Origin of the sequence: Streptomyces sp. NPDC058086, assembly GCF_042885015.1 — a bacterium.
GTDB lineage: Bacteria > Actinomycetota > Actinomycetes > Streptomycetales > Streptomycetaceae > Streptomyces.
In genome coordinates, this window is record NZ_JBHVST010000046.1 from 49,826 (window position 1) to 64,601 (window position 14,776).

14 protein-coding genes are annotated in these 14,776 nt (G+C 69.6%); 7 read left to right on the forward strand and 7 right to left on the reverse strand.

The annotated features are described in order from the left end of the window. Positions 1 to 70: 70 nt before the first annotated feature. Both ACFVWD_RS30675 and ACFVWD_RS30680 read right to left on the reverse strand, forming a co-directional pair. Complete coding sequence (locus tag ACFVWD_RS30675; protein WP_389600765.1) at positions 71 to 1,615, reverse strand: S8 family serine peptidase; 1,545 nt, start codon at positions 1,613 to 1,615, stop codon at positions 71 to 73. Between the two features lie 84 nt (positions 1,616 to 1,699). Next, positions 1,700 to 3,226: a S8 family serine peptidase gene (locus ACFVWD_RS30680; protein WP_389600767.1), complete on the reverse strand. Its 1,527-nt coding sequence runs from the start codon at positions 3,224 to 3,226 to the stop codon at positions 1,700 to 1,702. A gap of 416 nt (positions 3,227 to 3,642) precedes the next feature. On the opposite strand from ACFVWD_RS30680, the gene ACFVWD_RS30685 reads away from it, so the two are divergent. From ACFVWD_RS30685 to moaA, 3 genes are all read left to right on the forward strand, one after another. After that, complete coding sequence (locus tag ACFVWD_RS30685; RefSeq protein ID WP_067364553.1) at positions 3,643 to 3,999, forward strand: DUF485 domain-containing protein; 357 nt, start codon at positions 3,643 to 3,645, stop codon at positions 3,997 to 3,999. Beyond that, entirely contained in the window at positions 3,996 to 5,621 is a 1,626-nt protein-coding gene (locus tag ACFVWD_RS30690) for a cation acetate symporter (RefSeq protein ID WP_389600769.1), read from the forward strand. The genes ACFVWD_RS30685 and ACFVWD_RS30690 overlap by 4 nt, the downstream gene beginning before the upstream one ends. Before the next feature lie 145 nt (positions 5,622 to 5,766). After that, entirely contained in the window at positions 5,767 to 6,756 is a 990-nt protein-coding gene (moaA, locus tag ACFVWD_RS30695) for a GTP 3',8-cyclase MoaA (protein WP_385375447.1), read from the forward strand. Positions 6,757 to 6,847: 91 nt separating this feature from the next. On the opposite strand, the gene ACFVWD_RS30700 is transcribed toward moaA, so the two are convergent. Both ACFVWD_RS30700 and ACFVWD_RS30705 read right to left on the reverse strand, forming a co-directional pair. Next, positions 6,848 to 7,069 carry a hypothetical protein gene (locus tag ACFVWD_RS30700; RefSeq protein ID WP_389600804.1) on the reverse strand — a complete coding sequence of 74 codons (222 nt, stop codon included), beginning with the start codon at positions 7,067 to 7,069 and terminating at the stop codon, positions 6,848 to 6,850. A gap of 232 nt (positions 7,070 to 7,301) precedes the next feature. After that, entirely contained in the window at positions 7,302 to 7,709 is a 408-nt protein-coding gene (locus ACFVWD_RS30705; RefSeq protein WP_389600770.1) for a DUF3099 domain-containing protein, read from the reverse strand. 246 nt (positions 7,710 to 7,955) lie between these two features. On the opposite strand from ACFVWD_RS30705, the gene ACFVWD_RS30710 reads away from it, so the two are divergent. Further along, the gene (locus ACFVWD_RS30710) at positions 7,956 to 8,231 is read left to right on the forward strand and encodes a GlsB/YeaQ/YmgE family stress response membrane protein (protein ID WP_382116043.1); all 276 of its coding nucleotides are present in this window, start codon (positions 7,956 to 7,958) and stop codon (positions 8,229 to 8,231) included. A gap of 98 nt (positions 8,232 to 8,329) precedes the next feature. Here the strand turns inward: ACFVWD_RS30710 and tyrS are convergent, their stop codons facing one another. The 3 genes from tyrS to ACFVWD_RS30725 are packed head-to-tail and all read right to left on the reverse strand — an operon-like array spanning position 8,330 to position 12,557. Continuing rightward, positions 8,330 to 9,598, reverse strand: a complete 1,269-nt coding sequence (gene tyrS, locus ACFVWD_RS30715; RefSeq protein WP_389600772.1) for a tyrosine--tRNA ligase — start codon at positions 9,596 to 9,598, stop codon at positions 8,330 to 8,332. A gap of 44 nt (positions 9,599 to 9,642) precedes the next feature. Further along, positions 9,643 to 11,037, reverse strand: a complete 1,395-nt coding sequence (locus ACFVWD_RS30720; RefSeq protein ID WP_389600774.1) for a metallopeptidase TldD-related protein — start codon at positions 11,035 to 11,037, stop codon at positions 9,643 to 9,645. Then, positions 11,034 to 12,557, reverse strand: coding sequence for a TldD/PmbA family protein (locus ACFVWD_RS30725; RefSeq protein WP_168490337.1), 1,524 nt, complete (start codon positions 12,555 to 12,557; stop codon positions 11,034 to 11,036). The genes ACFVWD_RS30720 and ACFVWD_RS30725 overlap by 4 nt, the downstream gene beginning before the upstream one ends. 228 nt (positions 12,558 to 12,785) lie before the next feature. Between ACFVWD_RS30725 and fabG the strand changes: the two genes are divergently transcribed. The 3 genes from fabG to ACFVWD_RS30740 all read left to right on the forward strand — a co-directional run bounded on the left by fabG (position 12,786) and on the right by ACFVWD_RS30740 (position 14,774). Further along, complete coding sequence (fabG, locus tag ACFVWD_RS30730) at positions 12,786 to 13,505, forward strand: 3-oxoacyl-[acyl-carrier-protein] reductase (RefSeq protein WP_075026117.1); 720 nt, start codon at positions 12,786 to 12,788, stop codon at positions 13,503 to 13,505. 5 nt (positions 13,506 to 13,510) lie between these two features. After that, positions 13,511 to 14,278 carry an enoyl-ACP reductase FabI gene (gene fabI, locus ACFVWD_RS30735; RefSeq protein ID WP_168490335.1) on the forward strand — a complete coding sequence of 256 codons (768 nt, stop codon included), beginning with the start codon at positions 13,511 to 13,513 and terminating at the stop codon, positions 14,276 to 14,278. A 151-nt stretch (positions 14,279 to 14,429) separates the two neighbouring features. Further along, positions 14,430 to 14,774, forward strand: coding sequence for a hypothetical protein (locus ACFVWD_RS30740; protein ID WP_389600776.1), 345 nt, complete (start codon positions 14,430 to 14,432; stop codon positions 14,772 to 14,774). Positions 14,775 to 14,776 lie beyond the last annotated feature (2 nt).

Consider the following 14,776-nt stretch of genomic DNA (forward strand, 5'->3'; position numbering starts at 1 on the left):
ATGCCGGGTGTACTGAATCAACATGGCGGGAGGGACCGGGGTGCGCGCCCGGCCTCTCCCGCTCACAGGGCTACTTCGTGACCGCCTTCAACGCGTTGACGGTGCCCCAGCCATAGAACCCGTTGTGGTTCTTCGCGCCCTCGCACACCGCGTCGACCTTGCCGTCGCCGTCGATGTCGTACGGGTCGGTGCACGGCGTGGCGTCGGCCTCCGCGTACAGCAGCGCCTTCACCAGGGCGGCGGAGGCGTGCGGGTGGGTCGACTTGATGAGGGCGGCGACACCGGCGACGTGCGGGGACGCCATCGACGTGCCGGCCATGTAACCCCATGTGCCGCCGGGCAGCGGGCCGAGGATCAGGCCGCTGGTGGCGGGCGGGGCCGGGGTCTGGTAGCGCGTCGAGTCGCCGCCGGGCGCGGCGACGTCGATGACGCCCAGACCGTGGTTGGAGAAGGACGACTTGATGCCCTTGGCGCCCGTCGCGGCCACGGTGACCACACCCGGCAACTGGGTGGGGATGTCGTAGCACTTGGAGGGGTCGATCACCCGGTCCGAGGGTGTGCCGTCGTTCGGGGAGACCGGGTCGGTGATCGAGTCGGCGGCCAGGTCGTAGTTCTCGTTGCCCGCCGCGGCGACGTTGACGGTGCCCTTGTGCTCCGCGTACCGCGAGGCGCGGGTGATCGCGTCGACCAGGGCCTTCTGGTCCGGGTCGTCCTTGCAGTTGAAGTACCAGGGGTCGGTGTAATAGCTGTTGTTGGTCACGTCGACGTGGTGCTCGGCGGCCCACACGAAGCCGCAGACGACGGCCTCGGTGTAGAAGTAGCCGGCCGTCGTGGCCACCTTGATGCCGGCGACCTTCACGCCGGGCGCGACTCCGGTGATGCCGACGCCGTTCTTGGCGCCCGCGATCTCGCCCGCGACATGCGTGCCGTGCGGGCTCTCCGCGGCGGTCGGCCGCCAGGCCCCGTCGGTGGTGTCCGGCTTGCCCGTCACACAGTTGACCGAGGCGTCGCGGTTGAAGTTCGGCGCGATGTCGGGGTGCGTGTCGTCGACACCGGTGTCGATCACGGCGACCGTCACCTTGCTGCTGCCGAGGGTCTTCTCGTGCGCCTTGTCCGCCTTGATGGCGGGCAGGTCCCACTGGAGGGACTCCAGCGGGTCCTGCCCGGCGGCGGCCGTGGCGCTCGCGGCCCGCTCCTGTGCCGCGGTGAGCACCTGGGGCGCGCCCATGTCGGTGGTCGACTGCGCGGGCAGCGGGGCGTTGCGCGTGTTGCCGGCCGACTGCACGCCGCGTACGCCGCGGATCGTCTTGGCGAAGTCGGCGTTCGAGGAGTGCACGACGATCACGCCGATCTGGTCGTACGACGTCACGATCGTGCCGCCCGCCTCGGCGACGGCCTTCTTCACGGAGGCGGAAGTGCCGTACCCGGGGCGGACGTTGACGACATAGCTGAGGGCGGTCGCGTCCGCCGTCGTCGCCGTGGCGGTCTGCGCGGCGGAGCCGTCGGTGTCGGCCGCCGAGGCGCTGACGTTCGGCAGGAAGGCGAGGGCCGTCGCCGTGGCCATCCCGAGCGGAAGGGCTATGGCGCGACGGGAGCGCTTGCGAGGCGCGGTCATGGAGTCTCCAGTTCATTCGCGGTGCGAGCGGTACGAGCCGTGCGGAAGCTCATGTGACGTCCGGCCGGACTTGCTTGACCGGACTTACTTGACCGCGCGCAGCGCGTTGACGATCCCGGCTCCGTAGAAGCCGTTCACGTGCTTGCCGCCCACGCAGGTGGCGTCCACGACGCCGTCGCCGTTCCCGTCGTAGGGGGCGGTCGGGCAACCCGGGTTGTCCGCCTCGGCCTTGAGGAGCGCCTGGAGCTGGGCCGGCGAGGCCCAGGGGTACTTGGACTTCAGCAGCGCGGCCACGCCCGCGACGTGCGGCGTCGCCATCGACGTGCCCTGCAGGAAGCCGTACTGGTTGTTCGGCATCGTCGACAGGATGCGGCCGTTCTTCGACGGCGTGTCCGGGATCTGGTACTTGTCGCCGCCCGGCGCGGCGACATCGATGACGCCCTTGCCGTAACTGGAGAAGTACGACTTGGCACCGGTGACGCCGGTCGAGGCGACCGTGACGACGCCCGGCAGCTGGGTCGGTACGTCGAAGCACTTGTGCGGGTCGACCGTGCGGGTCACGGCGGTCGAGTCGTCGGGGCTGGAGGCGTCGGCGAGGGCGTTCGAGTCGAGGTCGTCGTTGGAGTTGCCCGCCGCGGCGACGTTGAGGGTGCCCTTCTTCTGGGCGTACAGCTGGGCCCGGTTGACGGCGTCGACGATGGCCCTCTGGTCGGGGTCGTCGAGGCAGTTGTAGAGCCACGGGTCCACGTAGTAGCTGTTGTTGGTTATCTCCACGCCGTGGTCGGCGGCGAAGACGAAGGCGCAGACGACGCTCTCCGGATAGAAGAGCTGGCTCGCGTCCGGCTCGGCCACGGTGATGCCCGAGACCTTCACACCGGGTGCGACGCCCGCGACACCGATGCCGTTGCGGGCGGCGGCGATCTCCCCCGCGACATGGGTGCCGTGGTAGTGGTCGGCGTCCACGGGGCGCCACGCGCCGTACGTGGTGTCCGGCTTGCCGCCCACGCAGTTCGCGGACTGCGAGGGGGAGAAGTTCGGGGCGATGTCCGGGTGGGTGTCGTCGACGCCGACGTCGATCACGGCGACCGTCACGCTCTTGCTGCCCGGGTTGATCTTCGCGGCCTTGTCGGCGCCGATCGCGCGCAGGTCCCACTGGTCGGCTTCCAGGGGCTCCTCGCCCGAGGCGGCAGTCCTGGAGACCTTGGCGGCCTCGGCGGCGGACAGCATCTGCGCCGCGCCCTCGTCCGTCGTCCCCGCGGCCGTCAGCGGCGCGGTGCGGGTCGCGCCCGCCGACTGCACCCCGCGCACGGCGCGGATCTGCTTGCCGAAGTCCGGGTTGGCCGAATGGACGACGATCACGCCGATCTTCTCGTAGGCGATGACGACGGTGCCGCCCGCCGCGGTGATCGCCTTCTCCACCGACTCGATCGTGCGGTGGTCCGTCCTGGTGTTGACCACGTACGCGAGGTTGGGGCCGTCCGCGCTGGGCGTGGCGGACGCGGTCAGCGGGGCGGCCGACGCGGCGCCCGGCAGGAAGCCGAGCGAGGCGGTGAGGGACAGGACGACCGGCACCGCGAGGGCGAGGCGACGTCTGGAACGCAGATGAGCCATGGGATCTCCACATCATCCGGAAACGAAAGCCGCCCGAACACAGGTGGTGCTCGGGCAGGTGCGTGATGGTGCTGAGGCTGGTGCGGGTGGCGCTTCGACAGGTGCATGACGAGTACTGCAGGCCGAAGCTATCTCCCGTCCCAGCTGGCCAGCAATGACTTCCGGAGATGACTTCCGAAAGAAGTCGGGGGAGTTGAACCGGTCCACGCGTGGCGCCGTGACCTTGAGCAGGGAGCCCGAGGACGATCGAGCCCCCTGTTGGATCACGTACGGAAGCAATGCCGTCGCTCCCGGTTGTGTGATCCAGGTCACTGTGAGGTCGCAACCGTATGTCCGCACCCCAGCCGTCCCCGTCCGCGAGCCCCGACTCGCCCCCGTCCACCGTCGTAACCGCACCCGCAACGCGAGGAGACTTCGTGGCTACCGACGCACCGCCCCCTTCGAAGGCCGATCCCCGGCTGCCCTCGACCGAGCAGTTCGTCGAGGTGCAGGAGAGCGCCGAGTTCGCCGAACTGCGGCGCGCGCACCGCTCCTTCGCCTTCCCGCTGACCGTCGCCTTCATCGCCTGGTACCTGCTGTACGTCCTGCTCTCGAACTACGCGGGCGACTTCATGGGCACCCAGGTGGTCGGCAACATCAACGTCGCCCTGGTCCTGGGGCTCGCCCAGTTCCTCACCACCTTCCTCATCGCCTGGTGGTACTCGCGGTACGCCGCCGCGAAGCTCGACCCCAAGGGCGAGGCGATCAAGTCCCGGCTGGAGGGCGACGCATGAGCCCCGTACAGACGACCGTGCTCGCCGCCGGTGAGGCCGGCCAGCACCGGCCGCTGATCATCACCCTCTTCGCGGTGTTCGTCGCCGCGACGCTCGTCATCACCGTCTGGGCGGGCCGCCAGACCAAGGACGCCGCCGACTTCTACGCGGGCGGCCGACAGTTCACCGCCTTCCAGAACGGCCTGGCCGTCTCCGGCGACTACATGTCCGCGGCCTCGTTCCTCGGCATCGCGGGCGCGATCGCCCTCTTCGGGTACGACGGTTTCCTCTACTCCATCGGCTTCCTGGTCGCCTGGCTGGTGGCCCTCCTCCTTGTCGCCGAACCGCTGCGCAACTCCGGCCGCTACACCATGGGCGACGTACTGGCGTACCGGATGCGCCAGCGCCCGGTACGTACGGCCGCGGGCACCTCCACCATCGTCGTGTCGATCTTCTACCTGCTGGCGCAGATGGCGGGCGCGGGTGTCCTGGTCTCGCTGCTCCTCGGCATCACCAGCGACGGCGGCAAGATCGGCATCGTCGCCCTCGTCGGCGTCCTGATGATCGTGTACGTCACCATCGGTGGCATGAAGGGCACCACCTGGGTCCAGATGGTCAAGGCCGTCCTGCTGATCATCGGCGCCCTGCTGCTCACCTTCCTGGTGCTGCTGAAGTTCAACTTCAACATCTCCGACCTGCTCGGCAAGGCGGCCGACAACAGCGGCAAGGGCGCGCCCTTCCTGGAGCCCGGCCTCAAGTACGGCGCCACGTCCACCACCAAGCTGGACTTCATCTCCCTGGGCATGGCGCTGGTCCTGGGCACCGCGGGCCTGCCGCACATCCTCATCCGCTTCTACACCGTGCCCACGGCGAAGACCGCGCGGAAGTCGGTGAACTGGGCGATCGGCCTCATCGGCGCCTTCTACCTGATGACCCTCGCCCTCGGCTTCGGCGCCGCCGCGCTGATCAAACCCGACGAGATCATCGCCTCCAACAAGGCGGGCAACACCGCCGCGCCACTCCTGGCACTGCACCTGGGAGGCGTCGATTCCAACTGGGGCGCCATCCTGCTCGCCTCGATCTCGGCCGTCGCCTTCGCCACGATCCTCGCGGTCGTCGCCGGCCTGACGCTGGCCTCGTCCTCCTCCTTCGCGCACGACATCTACGCGAACGTCATCAAGAGGGGGCAGGCCACGGAGAAGCAGGAGATGGCCGCCGCCCGCTACGCGACGGTGGGCATCGGAGCCGTGTCCATCCTGCTGGGCGCCCTCGCCCGCGACCTGAACGTCGCGGGGCTGGTCGCGCTCGCCTTCGCGGTCGCCGCCTCCGCCAACCTTCCGACGATCCTCTACAGCCTCTTCTGGAAGCGGTTCACCACCCAGGGCGCACTGTGGTCGATCTACGGCGGTCTGATCACGGCGGTCGGCCTGGTGCTGTTCTCGCCGGTGGTCTCGGGCAAGCCCACCTCGATGTTCCCCGACGTCGACTTCCACTGGTTCCCGCTGGAGAACCCGGGCCTCATTTCGATCCCGGTCGGCTTCCTGCTGGGCTGGCTCGGCACGCTCCTGTCCAAGGAGGAGCCGGACGCCGGCAAGTACGCCGAGCTGGAGGTGCGGTCCCTGACGGGCACCGGAGCACACTGATCGCCCTCGCCGACGGCCGCGTCGTAGATCTCTACGACGCGGCCGCGTCGCGTCTCGTGGGATCCGGCCGGGGTTGATGTCAGCCGTGTCACGTAGGCTCGATCGTGTCGAGTAGAAGTGATCCGCAACGAGGGAGGGGGCCCACGTGCTCATCGACACCTATGGCCGAGTGGCTACCGACCTGCGCGTCTCACTGACGGACAGGTGCAATCTCCGGTGTACGTACTGCATGCCCGAAGAGGGCCTGCAGTGGCTGGCCAAGCCCGACCTGCTCACGGACGACGAGATCGTCCGTCTCATCGGGATAGCGGTCACCCGCCTCGGTATCACCGAGGTCCGCTTCACCGGCGGCGAACCCCTGCTGCGCCCCGGCATCGTGGGCATCGTGGAGCGGGTCGCCGCGCTCGAACCCCGCCCCCAGACGTCCCTGACGACCAACGGCATCGGCCTCAAGCGCACCGCCGCCGCCCTGAAGGCCGCGGGTCTGGACCGGGTGAACGTCTCGCTGGACACCCTGCGCCCCGACGTCTTCAAGGCCCTCACCCGCCGTGACCGACACCAGGACGTCATCGCGGGCCTCGAAGCCGCCCGCGACGCCGACCTGACCCCCGTCAAGGTCAACTGCGTCCTGATGCCGGGCCTCAATGACGACGAGGCCCCCGACCTCCTGGCCTGGGCGGTGGAGCACGACTACGAACTGCGCTTCATCGAGCAGATGCCCCTGGACGCCCAGCACGGCTGGAAGCGCGAGGGCATGGTCACCGCGGGCGACATCCTCGCCTCGCTGCGTACGCGCTTCGCGCTCACCGAGGAGGGCGTCGACGAGCGGGGTTCCGCCCCGGCCGAGCGCTGGCTCGTGGACGGCGGCCCGCACCGCGTCGGCGTGATCGCCTCGGTCACCCGCCCGTTCTGCGCGGCCTGCGACCGTACGCGCCTCACGGCCGACGGCCAGATACGCAACTGCCTGTTCGCCACCGAGGAGACCGACCTGCGCACCGCCCTCCGCTCGGACGCCCCCGACGAGGAGATCGCCCGCGTCTGGCGCCTCGCGATGTGGGGCAAGAAGGCGGGCTCGGGCCTGGACGACCCGTCGTTCCTCCAGCCGGCCAGACCGATGTCCGCGATCGGCGGCTGAGAGCGCCCCCTCAGGGGCGCGGGGCTGTGACACATGCTGCTCCGCCGCGTGGGCGCGACAAGCCACGGACGACCCGAACTTCCAGAACCGCTCAGCCCTCCGGCTCCTCCCAGTCCTCCAGCCGCACCACGTCCTTCAAGAAGCCCCGCACACCGAGGAACTTGGACAGGTGCTCGCGATGCTCCTCGCAGGCGAGCCACGTCTTGCGCCGCTCGGGCGTGTGCAGCTTCGGGTTGTTCCAGGCGAGCACCCACACGGCATCGGTGCGGCAGCCCTTGGCGGAGCACTGCGGAGTGCTGGGGGCCGGGGACATGTCGGGGAGCGGGAAAGTCACGCCTCAACCCTAAACGGCCCCGAAAAGGCGACGCCGAGCAGCCACGGGGGGAGCTGCCCGGCGTCGGTCTGTCGCTCCGACGGGGGATGCGGAGCGCGTACGAAGTATGTCACGGGTAGCCCGCTGCCCGGCACCGGAACAACATGATTGATCTGAGCTTTTCTTGAGCTTGGTGCGCGATCGGATTCCGTTTTCGGCGGATCCCCCGTGGTCAGGTGAGGGTCGAGTCGGGCTCGGCCCGCTCGTGCTGCCCGCCTCCCGGACGCGCCCCGGGGTCGGTCACGACGTCCTCCGGGACGGATTCCGCGGAGGCGTCCGGGCGCGGCGGCGCGATCATCGCAGGGCCGGGCAGAGTGACGAACGTCGACGGCAGCGAGGGGGCGTTCTCCCGTCCGGCGTTGGCGATCACCACGGCTACGTAGGGGAGGACTATGCCGAGCACCAGTGCGACGATCGCGACGTGCCGCTCCACGTTCCAGAGGGTCGCGGCGAGGATCACGGAGACCGTGCGGACGGACATCGAGATGACATAGCGACGCTGCCTGCCGCGGACGTCCTCGTCGAGCCCCTGCCTGGCCCCGGTGATCCGGAAGACCTGGCTTTTGCTCTGCTTCCGCATCACGTTCCACCACCTGCCCTGTGTCGGACTCTCCCCGGCCCGTACCCGGTCCGAACCCGGTCTGGGAAGCAGGCCCGAACACGTCCCACGTTACGCCGCGACTCCGTCGCCTTCGAGACCGGGGCGGGTTCGGCCTGGGTGGACATGATGCGCCGTACCGCGTACGGCCGCGCCCGACATGCGCCGTATGGCGCACACGCCGAGACTGGGCGTAATGCTCACGTAGAGCCGTACTAGGAGGCAGACATGGGCTGGTTGTGGGCGATCATCGTGGGCTTCGTGCTGGGGCTGCTGGCCAAGGCGATCCTTCCGGGCAAGCAGCACAGCCCACTCTGGCTGACCACCATCTTCGGCATCCTCGGAGCCATCGTCGGCAACGCGATCGCCCGGGCGCTCGGTGTCGCCGAGACCCGGGGCATCGACTGGAGCCGCCACGCCTTCCAGCTCGTGGCCGCGATCATCATCGTCTTCCTCGGCGACATGGCCTACATGGCGCTGCGGGGCAACAAGCAAAGAGCCTGACGAACAAGCGCGAAGCCCGATGACGAGGTACGACGAGGGGGCGGTCTCCCGCACGGGAAACCGCCCCCTCGTCGTGTCCAGGCCTCAGCGACTCGTGTCTAGGCCTCTGTGACCTCCACCGCCGCCAGGTTCTTCTTGCCCCGGCGCAGCACCAGCCAGCGCCCGTGCAGCAGGTCTTCCTTGGCGGGGACCGCGTCCTCGGTGGTGACCTTGACGTTGTTCACGTAGGCACCGCCCTCCTTGACCGTGCGGCGCGCGGCCGACTTGCTGGCCACCAGGCCGACCTCCGCGAAGAGGTCCACCACCGGGCCGAGCTCGGCGACCTGGACGTGCGGCACCTCGGAGAGCGCCGCGGCCAGCGTCCTCCCGTCGAGCTCGGTCAGCTCGCCCTGGCCGAAGAGGGCCTTGGACGCGGCGATCACCGCGGCCGTCTGGTCGGCGCCGTGCACCAGCGTCGTCAGCTCCTCGGCCAGCGCGCGCTGGGCGGCGCGGGCCTGGGGGCGCTCCTCGGTCTGCTTCTCCAGCTCTTCCAGTTCCTCGCGGGACTTGAAGGACAGGATCCGCAGGTACGTCGAGACATCACGGTCATCCACGTTCAGCCAGAACTGGTAGAACGCGTACGGCGTCGTCATCTCGGGGTCGAGCCAGATGGCGCCGCCCTCGGTCTTGCCGAACTTGGTGCCGTCCGCCTTGGTCATCAGCGGTGTCGCCAGCGCGTGCACGTCGGCGTGCGGCTCCAGGCGGTGGATCAGGTCCAGGCCCGCCGTGAGGTTGCCCCACTGGTCGCTGCCGCCCTGCTGCAACGTACAGCCGTGGCGTCGGTACAGCTCCAGGAAGTCCATGCCCTGCAAAAGCTGGTAGCTGAACTCCGTGTAGCTGATGCCTTCCTCGGACTCCAGGCGCCGGGCCACGGAGTCCTTCGTCAGCATCTTGTTGACGCGGAAGTGCTTGCCGATGTCCCGCAGGAACTCGATGGCCGACAGGCCGGCCGTCCAGTCCAGGTTGTTCACCATGACCGCGGCGTTCTCGCCCTCGAAGGACAGGAACGGCTCGATCTGCGAGCGCAGGCGCGTCACCCAGTTCGCGACCGTCTCCGGGTCGTTCAGCGTGCGCTCGGCGGTCGGGCGCGGGTCGCCGATCTGGCCCGTCGCGCCACCGACCAGGGCCAGCGGGCGCAGGCCCGCCTGCTGGAGGCGACGCATGGTGAGGACCTGCACCAGGTGCCCCACGTGCAGACTGGCCGCGGTCGGGTCGAAGCCGCAATAGAACGTGACGGGACCGTCCGCGAGCGCCTTGCGCAAAGCCTCTTCGTCGGTGGACAGGGCGAACAGCCCCCGCCACTTCAGCTCGTCGACGATGTCCGTCACGGTTCTCGTATCTCCTTGAGTGGTCTCGTGAATCAGGTACGAGGTTATACGCCCTGGCTGACAGAGCTCATATTGAAGTCGGGCACCCTCAGCGCGGGCATCGCAGCCCTAGTGAACCAGTCGCTCCACTCACGGGGCAGCGTCTTTTCCGTGCGCCCCGCCTCCGTCGCCCGCGACAGCAGGTCCACCGGCGACTCGTTGAACCGGAAGTTGTTCACCTCGCCGACGACCTGGCCGTTCTCGACGAGGTAGACGCCGTCCCGGGTGAGCCCCGTGAGCAGCAGCGTCGCCGGGTCGACCTCGCGGATGTACCAGAGGCAGGTCAGCAGCAGACCGCGCTCGGTGGCGGCGACCATCTCCTCCAGGGAGCGGTCCTCGCCGCCGTCCAGGATCAGGTTGCCGATGATCGGGGCGACGGGCAGCCCGGTGAGGCCCGCGCTGTGCCGGGTGGTGGAGAGACGGTTCAGCGTGCCCTCGCGCACCCAGTCCGTCGCCGACAGGGGCAGCCCGTTGTCGAAGACGGAGGCGTCGTCGCCCGAGGAGTGCGTGAGCACGAAGGGCGCGGACTCGAGCCCCGGCTCGTTCGGGTCGCTGCGCAGGGTCAGCGGCAGCTCGGTGAGCTTCTCGCCGACACGGGTGCCGCCGCCGGGCTTGCTGAAGACGGTCCGGCCCTCGGCCGCGTCCCGGGCCGCCGCCGACCACATCTGGTAGATCAGCAGATCCGCGACGGCGGTCGGCGGCAGCAGCGTCTCGTAGCGGCCTGCGGGCAGGTCGACGCGCCGCTCGGCCCATCCGAGCCGGGTCGCCAGCTCGGCGTCCAGGGCGGCCGGGTCGACGTCCTTGAAGTCCCGCGTGGACCGCCCCGCCCATGCCGAGCGCGTCCGGTCGGGCGACTTGGCGTTGAGTTCCAGCGTCCCGTTCGGCTGGTCGTGGCGAAGGCGCAGCCCCGTCGACGTACCGACATAGCTGGAGACGAGCTCGTGGTTGGCGAAGCCGTACAGCTCGCGTCCGCCGGCACGGGCGCGGGCGAAGGACTCGCCGAGCGCCGGGGCGAAGTCGGCGAAGACGGCGGAGGAGGTCTCGGTGGGCGCGTCGGTGAAGTCGGGGGACTCCGGCACGCCGGTGACCAGCGGCTGGGCGTCCTCGGCGGGCCCCGCGCCGCGTGCCGCCGCCTCCGCGGCCCGCACCAGGGGTTCCAGCTCGTCCGCGGTCACGGCCGAGCGCGAGACGACCCCGGAGGCCGTGCCCTCACGGCCGTCGACGGTCGCGATGACGGTCAGGGTGCGCCCGCGCGTGACCCCGTTCGTGGTCAGCGCGTTGCCGGCCCAGCGCAGGTTGGCGGTCGAGTGCTCGTCGGCGATCACGACGCAGCCGTCGGCGCGGGAGAGTTCGAGGGCGCGCTCGACGACCTCGTGCGGCTTGTTCGTACGGGCGCTCATCGACCGGCCTCCTGAGTCGTGTTGAGGATATTGACCCCCTGGAAGAGAGCCGACGGGCAGCCGTGCGAGACCGCCGCGACCTGACCCGGCTGGGCCTTGCCGCAGTTGAAGGCACCGCCCAGGACGTACGTCCCCGGACCACCCACTGCAGCCATCGAACCCCAGAAGTCGGTGGTCGTGGCCTGGTACGCGACATCCCGCAGCTGCCCGGTGATCCGGCCGTTCTCGATCTTGAAGAACCGCTGGCCGGTGAACTGGAAGTTGTACCTCTGCATGTCGATGGACCAGGACCGGTCACCGACGACGTAGATGCCTCGGTCCACACCCCCGATCAGGTCCTCGGTCGAGTGCCCCGCGGGGTCCGGCTGGAGGGAGACGTTGGCCATGCGCTGTACGGGCACATGCCCGGGGGAGTCGGCGTAGGCGCACCCGTTGGACCGGTCGAAGCCGGTGAGCTTCGCGATCCGCCGGTCCAGCTGGTAGCCGACGAGGGTGCCGTCCTTCACGAGGTCCCAGGACTGCCCCTCGACGCCCTCGTCGTCGTACCCGATGGTCGCGAGGCCGTGCTCGGCGGTGCGGTCACCGGTGACGTTCATCCGCTCGGAGCCGTACCTCAGCTTGCCGAGCTGGTCGAAGGTGGCGAAGGAGGTGCCGGCGTACGCCGCCTCGTAGCCCAGCGCGCGGTCCAGCTCGGTCGCGTGGCCGATGGACTCGTGGATCGTCAGCCACAGGTTGGAGGGGTCGACGACGAGGTCGTACAGCCCCGCCTCGACGCTCGGCGCCCGCATCTTCTCGGCGAGCAGCTCCGGGATCCGCGCGAGCTCGGACTCCCAGTCCCAGCCGGTGCCCCTCAGGTACTCCCAGCCGCGTCCGACCGGCGGCGCGATGGTGCGCATGGAGTCGAACTCGCCGCTGGACTCGTCGACGGCGACGGCGGTGAGCTGCGGGTGCAGCCGCACGCGCTGCTGGGTGGTCACGGTCCCGGCGGTGTCGGCGTAGAACTTGTTCTCGTGGACGGTCAGCAGCGAGGCGTCGACATGGTTGACGCCGTCGGCCGCGAGCAGCCGCGCGCTCCAGTCCGCGAGCAGCCCGGCCTTCTCCTCGTCCGGCACGGAGAAGGGGTCGATGTCGTACGACGAGATCCACGTCTTCTCGGCGTGCACCGGCTCGTCCGCCAGCTCCACGCGTTCGTCGGAACCCGCCGCCCTGATCACCTGGGCCGAGAGCTTCGCCATCGCCACGGCCTGCGACGCGACCTTCGCGGCCGCGTCCATCGTCAGATCCACACCTGACGCGAACCCCCAGGTCCCGCCGTGCACCACCCGCACCGCGTACCCCAGGTCCGTGGTGTCCGACGATCCGGCGGGCTTGGCGTCCCGCAGCCGCCAGGACGCGCTGCGCACCCGCTCGAACCGGAAGTCCGCGTGCTCGGCCCCGAGCGCGCGCGCCCGTGCGAGCGCGGCGTCGGCCAGGGCCCGCAGTGGCAGTGCCGTGAAGGCTTCGTCGATGGAATGAGGCACGGAGGTCTCCCTGCTGTCGTGGCCTGTCGGGTCCGATCATGTCGCGCGGGCGGGTGCGGGGGCCACATTTTTCCGTTCGCGCATCGAGGCTTTCTGTAGGGATCCGACAGTGAGTCCCCCGCGCCACTGTCGGTGCCGGATTCTCCGGGAGGCGTGGGGGACCGATAGGTTTCCAAGGAAGGCGCCTGTCTTGCAGGGGTTTCAGACAGCTATCGAAAGGGTGATCCGTTGAGCCGCTCGGTTCTCGTCACCGGAGGCAACCGGGGCATCGGCCTCGCCATCGCCCGCGCGTTCGCCGATGCCGGCGACAAGGTCGCGATCACATACCGCTCGGGTGAGCCGCCGGCTGCCCTCACCGCATTGGGCTGCCTCGCCGTCAAGTGCGACATCACCGACACCGAGCAGGTGGAGCAGGCCTACAAGGAGATCGAGGCCGAGCACGGCCCCGTCGAGATCCTGGTCGCCAACGCGGGCGTCACCAAGGACCAGCTTCTGATGCGGATGTCCGAGGAGGACTTCACCTCCGTCCTCGACACCAACCTGACCGGCGCCTTCCGGGTCGTCAAGCGTGCCAACCGTGGGATGCTCCGTGCCAAGAAGGGGCGGGTCGTCCTCATTTCGTCGGTCGTGGGGCTGCTCGGCTCCGCGGGGCAGTCGAACTACGCCGCCTCCAAGGCCGCCCTTGTCGGCTTCGCGCGTTCACTCGCCCGCGAACTCGGCTCGCGCAACATCACCTTCAACGTCGTCGCGCCCGGTTTCGTCGACACCGACATGACCAAGGCGCTCACCGACGAGCAGCGTGCGGGCATCGTCGCCCAGGTGCCGCTCGGCCGGTACGCTCAGCCCGAGGAGATCGCCGCGACGGTGCGGTTCCTCGCCTCGGACGACGCCTCGTACATCACTGGAGCCGTCATTCCGGTTGACGGCGGACTGGGAATGGGTCACTGATCACCATGAGCGGAATCCTCGAGGGCAAGCGCGTCCTGATCACCGGTGTGCTGATGGAGTCCTCCATCGCCTTCCACACCGCCAAGCTGGCCCAGGAGCAGGGCGCCGAGATCATCCTGACCGCGTTCCCGCGGCCCACGCTGACCGAGCGCATCGCCAGGAAGCTCCCCAAGCCCACCAAGGTCATCGAGCTCGACGTGACCAACGACGAGCACCTGGCGCGTCTCGCCGACGTCGTCGGTGAGGAGCTGGGCGGCCTCGACGGCGTCGTGCACTCCATCGGCTTCGCGCCGCAGGACGCCCTCGGCGGCAACTTCCTCAACACCCCCTTCGAGTCGGTCGCCACGGCCATGCACGTCTCGGCGTTCTCCCTGAAGTCGCTGACCATGGCCTGCCTGCCGCTGATGCAGAACGGCGGCTCGGTCGTCGGCCTCACCTTCGACGCGCAGTACGCCTGGCCGCAGTACGACTGGATGGGCCCGGCCAAGGCCGCCCTGGAGTCCGTGAACCGCTACCTCGCCCGCGACCTGGGCAAGCAGAACGTGCGCTCCAACCTGATCTCGGCGGGCCCGATCGGCTCCATGGCCGCCAAGTCCATCCCGGGCTTCGGCGAGCTCGCCTCCGTCTGGGACACCCGGGCGCCCCTCGAGTGGGACCTCAAGGACCCGGAGCCGGCCGGCCGCGGTGTTGTCGCGCTGCTGAGCGACTGGTTCCCGAAGACCACCGGCGAGATCATCCACGTGGACGGCGGACTGCACGCCATCGGCGCCTGATTTCCCCCATCTGGCCGACGCCCCGATTCCCGCAACGCGGGGAGCGGGGCGTCGCCCGTTCGGCCTAGTCGGCCGGGCGTCCCGGGCATCGCAACGCGCACGCTGGAACTACGCACCGCCCCGCAGCCGTACGGCCGAGGAGGTCCCCCTTGTGCGCCTGTCCCGCCGTTTTGCCCCGGTGTTCGCCGCTGTCGCCTTCATGATGGTTCTGCCGTACGACGCCGTGCCCCACACGCGTGTAGTGCACGGAAATCTCCCCGTCCCCCAGCCTTTCGGCGCTGAGTGCCGCACCACGGTCCAGGGTTCGCACGTGACCGCGTACTGCCACAACCCCTACCCGGAGACCGACCGGGTCGCCCTGCACATCGAGTGCGACCGCTGGTGGGACATCGACACCGACACCGACCCGGTCGACGCGGGCCCCGCGATGACGGTCCGGCTGGCCGGCCGGTGCTGGGAGGAGGTCCGGTCGGCGTGGGTCAGCCACCAGAAGTGACC

What these genes read in the sequence shown, in the direction of transcription:
- fabI (WP_168490335.1), top strand. Translation starts at nt 13,511, where the DNA reads ATGAGCGGAATCCTCGAGGGCAAGCGCGTCCTGATCACCGGTGTGCTG.
- ACFVWD_RS30675 (WP_389600765.1), bottom strand. Translation starts at nt 1,615, where the DNA reads ATGACCGCGCCTCGCAAGCGCTCCCGTCGCGCCATAGCCCTTCCGCTC.
- ACFVWD_RS30705 (WP_389600770.1), bottom strand. Translation starts at nt 7,709, where the DNA reads ATGCGGAAGCAGAGCAAAAGCCAGGTCTTCCGGATCACCGGGGCCAGG.
- ACFVWD_RS30680 (WP_389600767.1), bottom strand. Translation starts at nt 3,226, where the DNA reads ATGGCTCATCTGCGTTCCAGACGTCGCCTCGCCCTCGCGGTGCCGGTC.
- ACFVWD_RS30720 (WP_389600774.1), bottom strand. Translation starts at nt 11,037, where the DNA reads ATGAGCGCCCGTACGAACAAGCCGCACGAGGTCGTCGAGCGCGCCCTC.
- ACFVWD_RS30710 (WP_382116043.1), top strand. Translation starts at nt 7,956, where the DNA reads ATGGGCTGGTTGTGGGCGATCATCGTGGGCTTCGTGCTGGGGCTGCTG.
- ACFVWD_RS30690 (WP_389600769.1), top strand. Translation starts at nt 3,996, where the DNA reads ATGAGCCCCGTACAGACGACCGTGCTCGCCGCCGGTGAGGCCGGCCAG.
- ACFVWD_RS30700 (WP_389600804.1), bottom strand. Translation starts at nt 7,069, where the DNA reads ATGTCCCCGGCCCCCAGCACTCCGCAGTGCTCCGCCAAGGGCTGCCGC.